15 protein-coding genes and 1 other RNA gene are annotated in these 14,181 nt (G+C 73.3%); 6 read left to right on the top strand and 10 right to left on the bottom strand.

What is annotated here, in order from left to right:
* The first annotated feature begins 284 nt into the window (after positions 1–284).
* From L6E17_RS10530 to L6E17_RS10515, 4 genes are read left to right on the top strand one after another with little or no spacing between them, the layout of a single operon-like run.
* Positions 285–1,124: a Nif3-like dinuclear metal center hexameric protein gene (locus tag L6E17_RS10530; RefSeq protein ID WP_236240523.1), complete on the top strand. Its 840-nt coding sequence runs from the start codon at positions 285–287 to the stop codon at positions 1,122–1,124.
* Entirely contained in the window at positions 1,121–1,864 is a 744-nt protein-coding gene (locus L6E17_RS10525) for a zinc ribbon domain-containing protein (RefSeq protein ID WP_236240875.1), read from the top strand. Before L6E17_RS10530 ends, L6E17_RS10525 begins: the two co-directional genes overlap by 4 nt.
* A complete protein-coding gene (locus L6E17_RS10520) occupies positions 1,864–3,330 on the top strand; it encodes a bifunctional RNase H/acid phosphatase (RefSeq protein ID WP_236240522.1) in 1,467 nt (488 codons plus the stop codon). The genes L6E17_RS10525 and L6E17_RS10520 overlap by 1 nt, the downstream gene beginning before the upstream one ends.
* Positions 3,331–3,340: 10 nt before the next feature.
* Positions 3,341–4,201, top strand: coding sequence for a GNAT family N-acetyltransferase (locus L6E17_RS10515; protein WP_236240521.1), 861 nt, complete (start codon positions 3,341–3,343; stop codon positions 4,199–4,201).
* Between the two features lie 291 nt (positions 4,202–4,492).
* Here L6E17_RS10515 and eda read toward each other — a convergent pair whose 3' ends face one another.
* Complete coding sequence (gene eda, locus L6E17_RS10510; RefSeq protein WP_236240520.1) at positions 4,493–5,137, bottom strand: bifunctional 4-hydroxy-2-oxoglutarate aldolase/2-dehydro-3-deoxy-phosphogluconate aldolase; 645 nt, start codon at positions 5,135–5,137, stop codon at positions 4,493–4,495.
* A 255-nt stretch (positions 5,138–5,392) separates the two neighbouring features.
* Entirely contained in the window at positions 5,393–6,175 is a 783-nt protein-coding gene (yaaA, locus tag L6E17_RS10505) for a peroxide stress protein YaaA (protein WP_236240519.1), read from the bottom strand.
* A gap of 142 nt (positions 6,176–6,317) precedes the next feature.
* On the opposite strand from yaaA, the gene L6E17_RS10500 reads away from it, so the two are divergent.
* Both L6E17_RS10500 and rnpB read left to right on the top strand, forming a co-directional pair.
* Positions 6,318–7,763 (top strand): RNB domain-containing ribonuclease, encoded by a 1,446-nt coding sequence (locus tag L6E17_RS10500; RefSeq protein ID WP_236240518.1) that lies wholly within the window; start codon positions 6,318–6,320, stop codon positions 7,761–7,763.
* Between the two features lie 160 nt (positions 7,764–7,923).
* An RNA gene (gene rnpB, locus L6E17_RS10495) (RNase P RNA component class A) lies at positions 7,924–8,327 on the top strand.
* A 142-nt stretch (positions 8,328–8,469) separates the two neighbouring features.
* Here the strand turns inward: rnpB and L6E17_RS10490 are convergent.
* From L6E17_RS10490 to L6E17_RS10455, 8 genes are all read right to left on the bottom strand, one after another.
* Positions 8,470–9,189 carry a hypothetical protein gene (locus L6E17_RS10490; protein WP_236240517.1) on the bottom strand — a complete coding sequence of 240 codons (720 nt, stop codon included), beginning with the start codon at positions 9,187–9,189 and terminating at the stop codon, positions 8,470–8,472.
* A gap of 13 nt (positions 9,190–9,202) precedes the next feature.
* A complete protein-coding gene (locus L6E17_RS10485; protein WP_236240516.1) occupies positions 9,203–9,877 on the bottom strand; it encodes a pentapeptide repeat-containing protein in 675 nt (224 codons plus the stop codon).
* Between the two features lie 68 nt (positions 9,878–9,945).
* Positions 9,946–10,164 (bottom strand): multiple cyclophane-containing RiPP AmcA, encoded by a 219-nt coding sequence (amcA, locus tag L6E17_RS10480; protein ID WP_236240515.1) that lies wholly within the window; start codon positions 10,162–10,164, stop codon positions 9,946–9,948.
* A complete protein-coding gene (locus L6E17_RS10475) occupies positions 10,142–11,188 on the bottom strand; it encodes a radical SAM protein (RefSeq protein ID WP_236240514.1) in 1,047 nt (348 codons plus the stop codon). Before L6E17_RS10475 ends, amcA begins: the two co-directional genes overlap by 23 nt.
* Before the next feature lie 186 nt (positions 11,189–11,374).
* Positions 11,375–11,557 (bottom strand): hypothetical protein, encoded by a 183-nt coding sequence (locus L6E17_RS10470; protein WP_236240513.1) that lies wholly within the window; start codon positions 11,555–11,557, stop codon positions 11,375–11,377.
* Between the two features lie 144 nt (positions 11,558–11,701).
* Positions 11,702–11,854, bottom strand: coding sequence for a hypothetical protein (locus L6E17_RS10465; RefSeq protein WP_236240512.1), 153 nt, complete (start codon positions 11,852–11,854; stop codon positions 11,702–11,704).
* 272 nt (positions 11,855–12,126) lie between these two features.
* A complete protein-coding gene (locus tag L6E17_RS10460; protein ID WP_308315871.1) occupies positions 12,127–12,492 on the bottom strand; it encodes an ATP-binding protein in 366 nt (121 codons plus the stop codon).
* 534 nt (positions 12,493–13,026) lie between these two features.
* Positions 13,027–14,028 carry an IS630 family transposase gene (locus tag L6E17_RS10455; RefSeq protein WP_236240391.1) on the bottom strand — a complete coding sequence of 334 codons (1,002 nt, stop codon included), beginning with the start codon at positions 14,026–14,028 and terminating at the stop codon, positions 13,027–13,029.
* Between the last annotated feature and the right edge of the window lie 153 nt (positions 14,029–14,181).

The following is a 14,181-nucleotide window of genomic DNA, read 5'->3' as shown; positions in this document are numbered from 1 at the left end:
CGCACCCCTCCCCGTACCCGCCCGCCGGGGGCGGGCAGCGCACCGCGCCCCTCGGCGGGGGTGCGCCCGGCGGGCGCCGCTGGGCGGAGCGGCCACGTCCGGTCTGCGGGCGGGCACGCCCGCCGTCCGTGCGCGGTGGGGAGGCAGGCGGCGGCCGCGTGCAGCCGGTCCGTTCGGCGGGGTGGGGGCGGGTCCGCGGCGCGGGCGGCCGGGGCGGGAGCGCGGGTCCGGCGCCTTGGGGTGGGGCCGGGTGGGGCGGGCCCCCTCCCAGGTAGCCTTGTCGCGTGCCCCGTCTGTCTGAAGTCCTCGCCGAGCTCGACGCCCTCTGGCCCCCCGAGCGGGCCGAGCAGTGGGACGCCGTCGGCACCGTGTGCGGCGACCCCGACGCCGAGGTGACCCGCGTCCTGTTCGCCGTCGACCCCGTCCAGGAGGTCGCCGACGAGGCGGTCGCGCTCGGCGCCCAGCTCGTCGTCACCCACCACCCCCTCTACCTGCGGGGCACGACCACCGTCGCGGCCTCCACGTTCAAGGGCCGCGTCGTGCACGGCCTGATCAAGCACGACATCGCCCTGCACGTCGCGCACACCAACGCCGACACCGCCGACCCCGGCGTCTCCGACGCGCTCGCGGGCGCCCTCGACCTGCGGGTCGTCGGCCCCCTCGTACCGGAGAACGGCCTCGGCCGGATCTGCGAGCTGGACGTCCCCGAGACGCTGCGCGACTTCGCCGCACGGGCGGCCCGGCGGCTGCCCGCCACCGCGCAGGGCATCCGCGTCGCGGGCGACCTCGACGCGCCCGTCCGCCGCGTCGCCGTCAGCGGCGGCTCCGGCGACAGCCTGTTCGACGCGGTCCGCGCGGCCGGAGTGGACGCGTTCCTCACCGCCGACCTGCGCCACCACCCGGCCTCCGAGGCCACCCAGCACACCCCGCTCGGCCTCGTCGACGCCGCCCACTGGGCCACCGAGTGGCCCTGGTGCGAGCTGGCCGCCGCACAACTCGACGAGATCTCCGACCGCAACGGCTGGAACCTGCGGGTGCACGTCTCCACGACGGTCACCGACCCGTGGGCCGCCCACGAACCGTCCACCTCCGCTCACGACACCTCCCCTGGAGCCCCCAACTGAACGCCGCGCCCGCCGACCAGATCCGCCTCCTCGACGTCCAGGCCCTCGACACCCGCCTGTCGCAGCTGGCCCACAAGCGCCGCACGCTGCCCGAGCACGCCGAGATCGAGTCGCTGACCAAGGACCTGACGCAGCTGCGCGACCTGCTCGTCGCCGCGCAGACCGAGGAGAGCGACTGCGCCCGCGAGCAGACCAAGGCGGAGCAGGACGTCGACCAGGTCCGCCAGCGCGCCGCCCGCGACCAGCAGCGGCTCGACTCGGGCGCCGTCACGTCCCCGAAGGACCTGGAGAGCCTCCAGAGGGAGATCGTCTCCCTGTCCAAGCGCCAGGGCGACCTGGAGGACATCGTCCTGGAGGTCATGGAGCGCCGCGAGTCCGCCCAGGAGCGGGTGGCCGAGCTGACCGAGCGCGTCGCCTCCGTGCAGGCGAAGGTCGACGACGCGACGGGCCGCCGCGACCGGCAGCAGCAGGAGCTGGACGCCGAGGCGGCGTCCGTCTCCAAGGAGCGCGGCCTGGTGGCCGATGCGGTCCCCGCGGACCTGATGAAGCTGTACGAGAAGATCCGCGAGCAGCAGGGCGGCGTGGGCGCGGCCCGCCTGTACCAGCGGCGCTGCGAGGGCTGCCACATCGAACTGAACATCACCGAGGTGAACGAGGTGCGGGCCGCGGCCGCCGACACCGTCGTGCGGTGCGAGAACTGCCGCCGCATCCTGGTCCGTACGCCGGAGTCCGGCCTGTAATGACGGGGACGCAGCAGCCGCAGGAACTGGTCGTCGAGGCCGACGGCGGCTCACGGGGCAACCCGGGGCCCGCCGGGTACGGCGCGGTCGTCCTGGACCCGGTCTCGGGGGAGCCCCTCGCGGAGACGGCCGAGTACATCGGTGTCGCCACGAACAACGTGGCGGAGTACAAGGGCCTGCTCGCCGGGTTGCGCGCCGCCCGCGAGCTCGCCCCTGACGCGTCGGTGCGCGTCCGTATGGACTCCAAGCTCGTCGTCGAGCAGATGTCCGGCCGCTGGAAGATCAAGCACCCGGACATGAAGCCGCTGGCCGCCGAAGCCGCCCGGGTGTTCCCGCCGGGCCGGGTCACGTACGAGTGGATCCCGCGCGAGCGCAACAAGCACGCGGACCGGCTCGCGAACGAGGCGATGGACGCGGGCAGGCGGGGCGCCCAGTGGCAGCCCTCCGCCTCGCGCGCGGCGCTCGACGCGGGTGCCGCGCGGGTGGTCGGCGACGCGGCGGCGGGCGCGGCGAAGGCCCGCGCGGCGCTGGCCGGGGCGGCTGCGGCGTCCGCCCCCGCGCACCCGGCGGAGACGGCCGCGGCCCCGGCGGCGGGAAGGCCCGCGGAGACGGCGGAGTACGGGACCGCGGAGACGGCGGAGCACGGGCCCGCGGAGACGGCGGAGCACGGGCCCGCGGAGACGGCGGCGGACACGGCCGCGGGCGCGCTGCCGGAGCCCACCGGCCAGGCCGCGCCGAGCGCTCCCCAGCCCGCTGGCACGGCCGCCGTCCCCGACCGCACGGCCGCCGCCTCCGACGGCACGGCCAAGGCTCCCACCGTCGGGTGGGGCTCCTCCGCCGACCTCGGCGCCCCCGCCCTGTTCGTACTGCTCCGCCACGGCGAGACCGCGCTCACGCCCGAGAAGCGGTTCTCCGGCAGCGGCGGCAGCGACCCCGAGCTGTCGCCCGCGGGCCTCCGGCAGGCGGAGGCGGCAGCCGCCCTGCTCGCCGCCCGCGGCACCGTCCAGGACATCGTGGCCTCGCCCCTGCTCCGCTGCCGCCAGACCGCGGCGGCCATCGCCGACCGCCTCGGCCTCGACCTACGGATCGACGACGGGCTGCGGGAAGCCGACTTCGGTGCCTGGGAGGGGCTGACCTTCGCCGAGGTCCAGGAGCGCTACCCCGACGACCTCGCCGCCTGGCTCGCCTCACCGAAGGCCGCGCCCACCGGCGGCGAGTCCTTCGCGGCCGTCTCCCGCCGGGTCGCCGCCACCCGCGACCGGCTGACGGAGCGTCACGCGGGCCGCACGGTACTGCTGGTCACCCACGTCACGCCGATCAAGACCCTCGTCCGGCTCGCCCTGGGAGCACCGCCCGAGTCGCTGTTCCGCATGGAGCTGTCCGCAGCCTCGTTCTCGGCCATCGCGTACTACCGGGACGGGAACACGTCGGTGCGGCTCCTCAACGACACCTCGCACCTCAGGTGAGGCGCCCCACGTGACAGGTCCGGCGGGCTGGGAACTCGCGTACGGCACCGAGGCGTTCCACCGCGAGGCCGGGACGCACCTGCGAGCCGAAGCGGCCCGCTGCACCGTCCTCCTCACGACCGCGGAGACCCTGCGGCTCCACGGGCCCGGTGCGTACGGCGGCGCGGCGCCGGTCTTCGGCTGGTGGCGGGCGGCGGCGGGCGGGCCCGTGGAGGGGGCCTTCGTCCACGCGCCGCCCTTCCCGCCCGCGCTGGGGCCCATGCCCCGGCGCGCGGCCCGCGAGCTGGCCGCCGCCCTGCGGCCCACGGGGACGGATCTTCCGGGCGTACAGGGCACCGAAAGCTCCGCCGTCCCCTTCGCCCTGGCGTGGGCGGGCGGCGGCTGGACCGCCACCCGCCGCCTCCGCCTGCTGGCCCTGGCGGAACCGGCCGCGCCGCACCCCGCCCCGCCGGGCTCAGACCGCCCCGCCACCCCCGCCGACGTACCGCTGGTGGCCGCCTGGCTGCGGGGCTTCACCACCGACACGGGTCTCCCGCGGAGCACCGACGCGGACCTCACCGCGCAGGCGCGCCGCCGGATCGCTGACGGCGCCCTGCACCTGTGGGAGGACGGAGGGCGGCCCGTGGCGATGGCGGCGCGCTCCGCCACCGTGGCCGGGCAGGCCCGGATCGGACCCGTGTACACCCCGCCGCGGGACCGGGGCCGCGGCTACGGCGGGGCGGTGACCAGCGCGGCCGCCAGGGCCGCGCAGAGCGCCGGAGCCCGGCGGGTCCTGCTTTTCGCCGACGCGGCGAACCCCACGAGCAACGACCTGTACGCACGGCTCGGCTACCGTCTGCTCGACCACCACACGGACATCGACTTCACCTGAGGCCACGCGCGCATCGACTTCACCTGAGGTCACGCGCGGCTCGCCGCCTGCCACGCACCCCGGCCGCCGGCCCCCATTGCCGGTGCGCGCGGCCGATGCCATGGCCGGTGCAGGCGGCTGATGTCGCCGCCGGTGCGTGCGGGCGACTCCCACTGCCGGTGCGTGCGGCCGACGCCCCCTGCCGGGGCGCGCGACCGGCAGCACGGGCGCTTCCACACGGCGGATGCCCCGGCCGCCGCTGAGCCGGGCCCGAGGGGACCGCGCCCAGGGCCCCGGCGCCGGGGCCGCCCGTCACCCGGAAGCGTCCGCGCCCCGGCGGCCCAGCCGTGCCGCCTCCCGGGCCAGCCGCTCCACCCGCTGCCAGTCCCGCGCCGCCACGGCACCGGGCGGCACCATCCACGTCCCGCCCACGCAGCCCACGTTGGGCAGCGCCAGATACGCGGGCGCGGTCGCCGCCGTGACCCCGCCCGTCGGGCAGAACCGGGCCTGCGGCAGCGGACCCGCCAGCGCCGACAGGTACGGGGCCCCGCCCGCCGCCTGCGCCGGGAAGAACTTCATGTCCCGCACGCCCCGCTCCAGCAGCGCCACCACCTCGGACGCCGTCGACACCCCCGGCAGGTACGGCACGCCCGCCGCGTCCATCGCGTCGAGCAGCGAGCCCGTCCACCCCGGACTCACCAGAAACCGCGCCCCCGCGGCCACCGCGTCCGCCGCGGACCGCGCCGAGACGACCGTGCCCGCGCCCACCACCGCCTCCGGCACCTCGCCGGCCACGGCCCGCACCGCGTCCAGGGCCGCCGGCGTCCGCAGGGTCACCTCGATGGCGGGGAGCCCGCCCGCCACCAGCGCCCGCGCGAGCGGCACCGCCTCGCTTGCGTCCTCCACGACGACCACGGGCAGCACGGGCCCGCGGACCAGGTCCAGCGCAGCAGCCATGGGCGCATCGTGCCCGCCGCCGTGCGCACCCCGCAATCACCGTTGCACGCAGTGCAACGACACTGCCCGCGCCGGCGGCAGAGGCACCGGCCTCCGCGCGATCCCGGCGGGCCCCGCCGGCCACGGGTCAGTGCACTGGCTCCGATCCGGCGGCCCCGCCGGGCACGGGTCAGTGCACCTGCTCCGATCCCGGCGGCCCCGCCCGGCACGGGTCAGTGCACCTGCTCCGATCCCGGCGGCCCCGCCCGGCACGGATCAGTGCACCTGCTCCACCAGCACGTCCAGCGCCCAGGGCTTCCCGGCCTTCCCCGGAGCCTCGGCCTCCACCACGTACCCCAGGTCCCGCAGCGCCTCCACCAGCTCGCCGGGGGAGCCGGGCGCGGACCCCGACTCCAGCAGGCTCCGGACGATGCGGCCCTTCGTCGCCTTGTTGAAGTGGCTGACCACCTTCCGCGTCGGCGCGTGCAGCACCCGCACGGTCGCCGTCCGCCCGGCCACCTCGCCCTTCGGCCTCCACGCCGCCGCGTACGCCGCCGACCGCAGGTCCAGCACCAGGCCGTCCCCGGCCGCCTCGGGCATCACCTGCGCCATGGGCGCCCGCCAGAACGCCCCCAGCGCACCGAGCCCCGGCAGCTTCACCCCCATGGAGCAGCGGTACGACGGGATCCGGTCGTCGATCCGCACCGCACCCCACAGCCCGGAGAACACCAGGAGCGACCTCCGGGCCCGCTCCCGCGCCACCGCGTCGAGCGCCGCCAGGCCCAGGGCGTCGTACAGCACTCCGGTGTAGACCTCACCGGCGGGCCGCGCACCGGCCGTCCGCAGCGCGGCGTTCTTCGCGACCTCGCCGCGCAGCCCCTCGCTCAGCCCCAGCACCTCCCGCGCCTTGTCCTCGTCGGCCGCGCACAGCTCGACGAGTTCCTCCAACACGGCCGCCCGCGCTCCGGCGAGCCCCGGCAGCGACAGCCCCTCCGGCTCCAGCGGCGACCCGCTCCCCGAGGCGGCCTTGCCCTCCGAGGGCGGCAACAGCACGAGCACGATGCGTCTCCTTCGTCTCCGTACGTACGGCAGCGGGGGCGCGGCCCCACCGCCGGCGCGGGCACCACGGCCGACCGGGCCGGGCACCGCGCCGACCAGCGTACAAAGTGCCGCCCGCCCCGCCCCGGCCTACGCTCGCCGTATGCCCCGTCGCCACCTCCGCGTGAGCGGCGCCGCCGAGGCACCGCTCACGGCCGCCCTGCGGGCGCTGCGCACCGAGCTGGACCTGCCGCACGGCTTCCCGCCCGCCGTGCTCGCCGAGGCCGAGGCCGCCGCGAAGTCCCCGCGCCTGCCCGGCAGGGACGCCACCGACCTGCCGCTGTTCACCATCGACCCGCCCGGCTCCACCGACCTCGACCAGGCCATGCACCTGGCCCGCCGCGCCGACGGCGGCTACCGCGTGCACTACGCGATCGCCGACGTCTCCGCCTTCGTGGAGCCCGGCGGCGCCGTCGACGCGGAGGCGCACCGCCGCGTCACGACCCTGTACCTCCCCGACGGGCGGATCCCCCTGCACCCTTCCGTGCTGTCCGAGGGCGCCGCCGGCCTGCTGCCCGCCCAGACCGCACCGGCCCTCCTGTGGCGCATCGACCTCGACGCGTACGGCCGAAGGGTCGCCACCGACGTGCACCGCGCACTGGTCCGCTCCCGCGCACGGCTCGACTACGCGACCGTGCAGGGGCAGATCGACACGGGCACCGCGGAGGAACCCGTCGCCCTGCTGCGCGACATCGGCCGGCTCCGCGAGGAACGGGAAGCCGAGCGCGGCGGGATCTCCCTCAACGTCCCCGAACAGCAGATCACCCCGACCGACGGCGGCTACCGCCTCACCTACCGGCCGCCCCGCCCCGCCGACGCCTGGAACGCCCAGATCTCCCTGCTGGCGGGCACGGCCGCCGCCGACCTGATGACGGCCGCGGGCACCGGCGTCCTGCGCACCCTGCCGACCGCCCCCGACGGCGCCGTGGCCAGGCTGCGCCGCTCGGCGCACGCCCTCGGCGTCGACTGGCCGCACCACGTGCCGTACGCGGCGCTCCTGCGCACCCTGGACCCGCGCGACCCGCGGCAGGCGGCCTTCCTCCAGGACTGCACGACCCTGCTGCGCGGCGCCGGGTACACGGTCTTCACGGACGGCAGCCTTCCGGCGCACGCGGCGCACGCCGCCGTCGCCGACGAGTACACGCACTGCACGGCCCCGCTGCGCCGCCTCGTCGACCGGTACGCGGGCGAGCTGTGCGTCGCCGCCGTCGCGGGCCACGAGCCGCCCGAGTGGGTGCGGGCCGCACTGCCCGCCCTGCCCCAGGAGATGGCGGACGGCACGAGCCTGGCCCACCGCGTCGAGCGGGAGTGCGTGGACCTCGTGGAGGCCGCCCTGCTCATGGACCGGGTCGGCGAGGTTTTCACCGGCGTCGTCGTGGACGTCCGCGACGAGGACCCGACCGTCGGCACCGTGCACCTCCGGGACCCCGCCGTGGTCGCCCGCATCGACAGCGCCGACCCGGAACCCCTGCCGCTCGGGGAACGCCTCGCGGTCCGCCTCACCCGGGCATACCCGGGCCGGGACAAAGCGCACTTCGTGCCCGCGTGACCGCCGCGACCGGCCCGTCGGCGTCATCGGCGCGGCACCGCACGGCCCGCACCTCCCGCCGCCGCCCGAGCAGCCCGACGAGCGGCACGGGAACCACCAGGCCGGGCCGCACCGACGTCTGCCCGCCCACCGCAGCGGGTACGATGACCAGCACGGCAGACGAGCCGGGCGGGCGGCCGCGTGGGGACCCTTCGGGATCCCCCCGAGGAACGTCCGGGCTCCACAGGGCAGGGTGGTGGGTAACGCCCACCCGGGGTGACCCGCGGGACAGTGCCACAGAAAGCAGACCGCCGGGGGCCTCGGCCCCCGGTAAGGGTGAAACGGTGGTGTAAGAGACCACCAGCGCCTGAGGTGACTCAGGCGGCTCGGTAAACCCCACCCGGAGCAAGGTCAAGAGGGACCGCCTCGCGGTGGTCCTGCGCGGACGATCGAGGGCTGCCCGCCCGAGTCCGCGGGTAGACCGCACGAGACCGGCGGCAACGCCGGTCCTAGATGGATGGCCGTCGCCGTGGGGCCCGCGAGGACCCCACGGAACAGAACCCGGCGTATAGCTTGGCTCGTCTGTCGGCCTGCTGAGGAGAGGCCTCTGACCTGGCGTTTTGCCTGGTCAGGGGCCTTTTCGATCTGCGGGAACTCGGTGAGTGCTGTTCACTCTTTGTGACTGGTGCGGGGTGTTTCTCGGTGCTGTGTGGCGATCGTGTGGCGGTCAGACCAGGGACGGGAGGGTTCGGGCAGGCCATCGTCCGAGCCAGAAAGCCATGGTCGAGCCGGCCCCCTGCTCCTCCGTGGAGCCGTCGTGCAGCAGGTATTCGGTGGGGGCGATGTAGCCCTCGCCGGGCAGGAGGCGTATGCGGACACATCGGGCGGGGTGACCCGCTGCGACGTAGGCGCGACAGTCGTCCGTGTGCGGATAGCGGTACTCGTGATCCTCCGGATACAGGGCGCGGCATACCGCCTGGGCGTCCAAGGTGCCCAGGACGATGTACCGGGCGCCTGGGCCCAGGTTCAAGGCGAGTCGACGCCGCCCGGTGTGCTTCCGGCCGGAGATGAGCTTGTCCCAGTTGTCCAGGTGCAGTCCGATGCGCCGACCGTTCTGGTGGTTCACTGTGGTGGTGAGCATGTCGGGCGTGGCCCGTGCCTGACCCAGGTAATGAGCCTGGTCGTCACCCAATGAGGTGCCCAGCCGCGAAAGATCGGCGCCGCTCGGCATCGGTGGCCGGACGAGCTCCACAAGAGTGCTCGGGGCCAGGCTCGCGGGGGCGATCAGCTCCGCGCTGTCCACCTCCGCGAGGGGCAGCCACGGCCCGGAGGGAACGACGGCCCCTTCCTCATAACGCGGGTCGTCGCCCCTCGTCGTGCGGACAGCCGTGAAGTCGCACCGCTCGCCGAGTGCGGAGTGGCTGTCGAAGGCTATGTACAGGGGCACGGAGTCTCCCGGTTCAGTTGTCTCCGAGCGTGATGTCCAGCTCGGCCATGAGGGCTTCGGTGAGGTCCGCCTGCTGGCCGGGGTCGATACGGACCTTGGTGAGGTTCGAGATCCCGCGGAGGGCCGACAAGTCGTTCTCACGGAGGTCGGTGTCGCGGTAGCGGCCGGTGCCGAATTCGGTGAGCCGGAGCGTGCAGCCCCTGAACACGGCGGCGGAGAGGTCGCAGTCGGTGAACGTGGCCTCGGTGAGGACGCAGCCGACGAAGGCCAGGGGCCCGGTCGCGCGAACCTTTCGGAAGGTGGCGAAGTCGAGCTTGCAGTTCTCGAACAGCACGTCGTCCAGGACCACACCGTCCAGGGCGGCGCCCATCAGCTTGTTGTCGCGGAGGTGGACGCGGGTCAGCTTGCTTCCGCTCCAGCGGGCAGTGCCGAGGTGGGCCCCGGAGATCTCGACTCCGTGGAGGGTGACCGCTTCCAATTCGACGTGCTTGGCCTGGACGCCGGTGATACGGCCGGTGATGAGCTGGGCGTCGCGCAGGTTCAGAGCCCGCAGGTCGGCGTTCCCGTAGCTGAAGTCCTGGACGATGCCTCGCGGGCTGTCGAGCGTGTCGACCTGGGACAGGTACAGGCCCGGCTCATCCAGGTCGGGGGTGGTGACGGTGACGTGGCCGAAGGTTCGGCTGGCCATGGGTGCTCCTTGGTGCTGCCGGGGACGGCCCCGCGTGGGGGCGGGGCCGTCCTGATTGGGGCGCTGGTCTACTTGTTCTTCCAGTTGTCCCAGGACGGTCGGTTGTCGAACGCGGGGGTCGGGTTGTCCCACGTGGGGCGGTTGTCGAACCCGGCCGCGAGGGGCGGGGTGAGGACGTTCTGCCACCGGGGGAGGGCCGCCGCGCCGGCGGCCTCCAGGAGGGACGTGAACCCCGGGGCCGAGTCCATCACGAGTGCGGTGGCGTCAGGGGCGGTGTTCGCGGACATGTCGCGTCACTCCTTCAAGTAGGGCGATCTTGGAGGTGGTGCAGTACCGGGTCCTGGTGCCATCCATCCGGCCCTCGTGCTCGAAGTACCGGTTGGCCGCATGGGCACCTCCGCAGAAGGCGAAGGTGGGACAGGTGGAGCGGCAGGCGTCCACGCCGGACCAGAACTCGGAGATCCAGGGGGTGCGCTCTTCGGCTTGGGCCACAAGCACGTCGAGGTTCGTGTGCAGCACGTTGCCGGTGGTGAAGTCGCCGAAGCGCTTGTCAGTGAACCCGGCGAGCTCGGGAGAGAGCATGACGACGCCGCCGTCGTAGGCGACGGTGGGCATCGGGTCCCAAGGTGCTGAAGCGGGGCTCGGGACAAGGTTTTGGCCGCCGATGACGGCGCTGGCGAAGTTCAGGACGCGCTGCACCTCCCTGACCCGAATGACCGGGTTGGCTCGCCAGGCGTCCGTCAGGGCGGCCCAGAAGTCCGTCGCTCGCGCAGGGGCGGTGTGCGTCGCGTTGTGATTGACGCCTTCCTCCTCCTCGACGTTGACGCCGAGGGTGGTCACGCCCTGCTCGGCGAAAAACTCGTAGAGGCGAGGAGCGTCGGCCGGGTCCGGGTCGGAGACGACGGCGATGGCGGAGAACGGGATGCCGTGGCGGCGCAGGCGTTCGATGCCGCGCATGATGACTCGGAAGCCGGGGTGGCCGGCGCGGGTCACGCGATGGGTGTTCATGTCTTCGGGGCCGTCGATGCTGACCCCGATATGCATCTCGTGCTCGATGAAGAACTGGCACCAGGCGTCGTCCAGTAAGGCGGCGTTCGTTTGGACTGAGTGCTTGACGCCTACGAAGGTGGCCATGAGGGTGGCCAGGTACTCGCGGCCGGCGGCCAGGGGCTCACCTCCGTGCCAGACCACCTCGAACCCAGGCTGCTCGGCGGCCCAGCCGTTGACCGCCTTCGCCACGGCCTCGGCGACCTCGCGGGCCATGAGATGGTTGGACTTTCGGAACGGCAGGTAGCAATAAGTGCAGTCCATCGGCTGACACAGCGTCGTCGGTTGCATGATCACCGAACGCGGGGCCGAGGCGAGTCGGCGGCTTGTGCTGGGCATCGTGCTCCTCTCGCTGTCGTTGTGGTGCTGGGTGGCGCCGCGCCCAGCCAGGACGCGGCGCCTCATCCGTCCGCGCTGACCGCGGAGAGGGCGGGCGGTTGCTGGGAAGACTTACGCCGTGAGGACGGCGTGGGCGCTGAGCTTCGCGGCGCCGACCGGCAGCGTGTGCCGTCCGGACCGGGCCGCGGTGCTGCTGCTCTGGTCCTCGTCCTCGTCCGGCTGCTCGGCGAGCTGGGTGTCGCTCTCGATGACCACCGGCTCATCGGTCTCGGCCGGCTCGGGGATCTCGGGCACCAGGTGCCTCCTTTCTCTCGTCGGTCCAGCCCGGTCGGGCTGGCGGTGCTTGGCCCGCCCGTTACGTCGAGACCAAGCCCACCGCCGGGTAGCGCCAGGGGAGATGGCTGGCACCCTCCTTTGGGCGGTGGAAGTTGCGTTCCCCTACGGAAGGTCCACGACGGTGACCTTGCGCAACTCGCGGATGAGCTGCGAGGCGAGCACGAAGGCCAGGCGCTCGTCCCCGTACCTCAACCAGGGGATGGAGGAGTCGCTTCGCCAACCGCCTTCGGTCAGCTGGTAGGCAGCTCCAGACACCCCCCATACTCGGTAGTGCGGAGTGCCGTCTCCCGCGTGATCGGCACGGGCTCGCCCCCGTCCTCCACTTGCCAACGCCGGAGTGCTTCGAGGAACCGGCGGAGCGCGTCGTCATCGGGCCCGTCCGGGGGCGACGCCTGCCGGGTCTACCGATGGGTGCCTCCAGGTGGCGCCGGGTTCACGGCGGGTCGCCGGGACGGCCGCGTTGCCTCGTGTGGACGGCAGGGGGCGGAGGGTGAGGAGGAAGCGGCTGCGCTTCGCGTGGCGCCCCATCACGTGGACTTACCAGTCGACAGTTCGGCCCACACGATCTTTCCCCAGCGGCGCAGATCGGTGCCCCAGCGATCGGCAACGTGGCTCACGAGAACGAGTCCTCGTTCTGCCTCCGCTTCGTCTGTGGGTTCGCGGCGGATGGGTACCTTGCGGGACCTGTCGGCGACGGCCAATCGGACCCGGTTCGGAGCAGGCCGGGACACGCGAACGCGCAAGGAGGTGTACTGGCCGTGTTGCACGGCATTGGTCACAAGCTCGGAGACGACCAGCACACCGTCTTCGGCAAGGTTGCCGAGGCCCCAACTGTGGAGAGCCGCGCCTACGAGCTGACGGGCTCGCTGCGCAGACTCGGGCTGGCGAGGCATTGTTTCGGAGTAGCCGGGCACTCCGGTCGCTGCGGCTCGGGTAGCACTCATGGTCACGGGGTCTTCCCTCCGGGATGGACGCCCGCCCCCACGACGGGACGCAGAGGCGGGCTCTCCTCCATGCCGCCGAGCCGGGGGAGACACTGCGGATAGGGACCCGATCCCGTCTGGCGGCTGATAACCAGTCAACGCGTCACGGGTAACAACAGGTAGGGCGATCAGGCCCCGCGAACAGGGCGCTGCCTAGGGCGATTTGACCGTTCCTTTGCGTGCGAGAGGCCGGAGGGAGGCTCTAACGTGACCATGTGGACAAGCCGAACAGCGCGTTCGTGGACTGGATGGAAGAGGCGGGCTTATCAGCCCGAGAGGTCGCTGAGCAGGTCAATCAGGCCGTTGGGGAGCTCACAGGCAGAATGGGTGGCCTGGAGGGCTCCAACATTCGCGACTGGCGGTCAGGCCGCGTCAGGTACCCGAACGGCCCGCAACTCCGAGCGATCGAGCTCGTATCGGGGCGAAGTGCTCTGGAACTATTGATCAGAAACTCATGGGGTTCTCGTCCATGACGTAGCGGACGTGTGGGCCACCGAAGTAGCCGCGGACGATGTGCGGCTGACGCTGACGCCTGCGGAAGAAGCGGCGGGTTTCGGCAGCGAGTTCGGCCTGGTCGCGGGCCCGGTGCTGCTTGGGCAGGCTGTGCTTGAGGTCGGCGTTGACCAGTTCGTCGGGGTTCAGCTCGGGCGAGTACGGGGGCAGGAAGTGCAGCTCTACATCATCGGGGTGGGCGGCGAGCCAGTCGCGGACCTTCTTCGAGCGGTGCGCGGAGTGACCGTCGACCACGAGGTGGACCTTGTGGTCGAAGTGGCCGGCGAGCCGGCCCAGGAAGCGGCACATCACTTCGGCGGTGAAGGACTCGGTGAAGACCATGAAGTGCATCCGGCCCTTGGTGCTGATCGCCGACATCGCGTTCACGGAGAACCGGTTCCCGCTCCGCCGCACGACGGGCGTCTTCCCCTTCTCACCCCAGGTGCGGCCGGTGACCTGGTCGGATCGGATGCCGACCTGGTCGGCGAAGAGGATCTCGCCGCCGTCTTTCTTCGCCTGCACGCGGATCTTCGGCCAGGTCTCTTCATGCCAGCGCCGGACGGCCTCGGGGTCCTGCTCGACGGCCCGCTTGTCCGGGCGCTGGAAGGACAGCCCCCATCGCTTCAAATACTTGCCCACCCCCACCTCGGTCAGCCGCACCCGGTACAGCTTCGCGATCAGCTCGCCCACCAGCCGCCGTGTCCACAGCTGACCGGAAAGCCCCACGTCACACGGCCGGTGGTCCAGGACCGCCTGCCGCACCGCGGCCTGCTCGGCCTCCCCGAGCACCTGGTGCACACCGACCGGCTTACCCCGAGGACGCATGACCAGGGCCTCCCGACCACCGGCCTGCCACTTCGCCCACCAGCCGTCGACCGCCTTCAGCGACACCCCGAACACTGCCGCCACGTCCTCGCGGTCCCGCCCCGCCATCAGAGCGGCCACCGCCCGCAGCCGCAGGGCCTCCTGCGCCGACGGCGACAGATGCCGCGCGTCCCCCACCAGATCGCTCACACCCACCCAACGACCCAGAACCCAAACCGTTTCTGATCAATAGGGTTCAGGCGTCGGAGACGCACCACCGCCAGAAAGTCTGAGGAGCCGCCA

The organism is Streptomyces sp. CC228A, assembly GCF_021390935.1.
Taxonomy (GTDB): Bacteria; Actinomycetota; Actinomycetes; order Streptomycetales; family Streptomycetaceae; genus Streptomyces.
The sequence above is the reverse complement of the archived record's forward strand: the minus strand, read 5'-3'. Positions and strand labels throughout refer to the sequence as shown.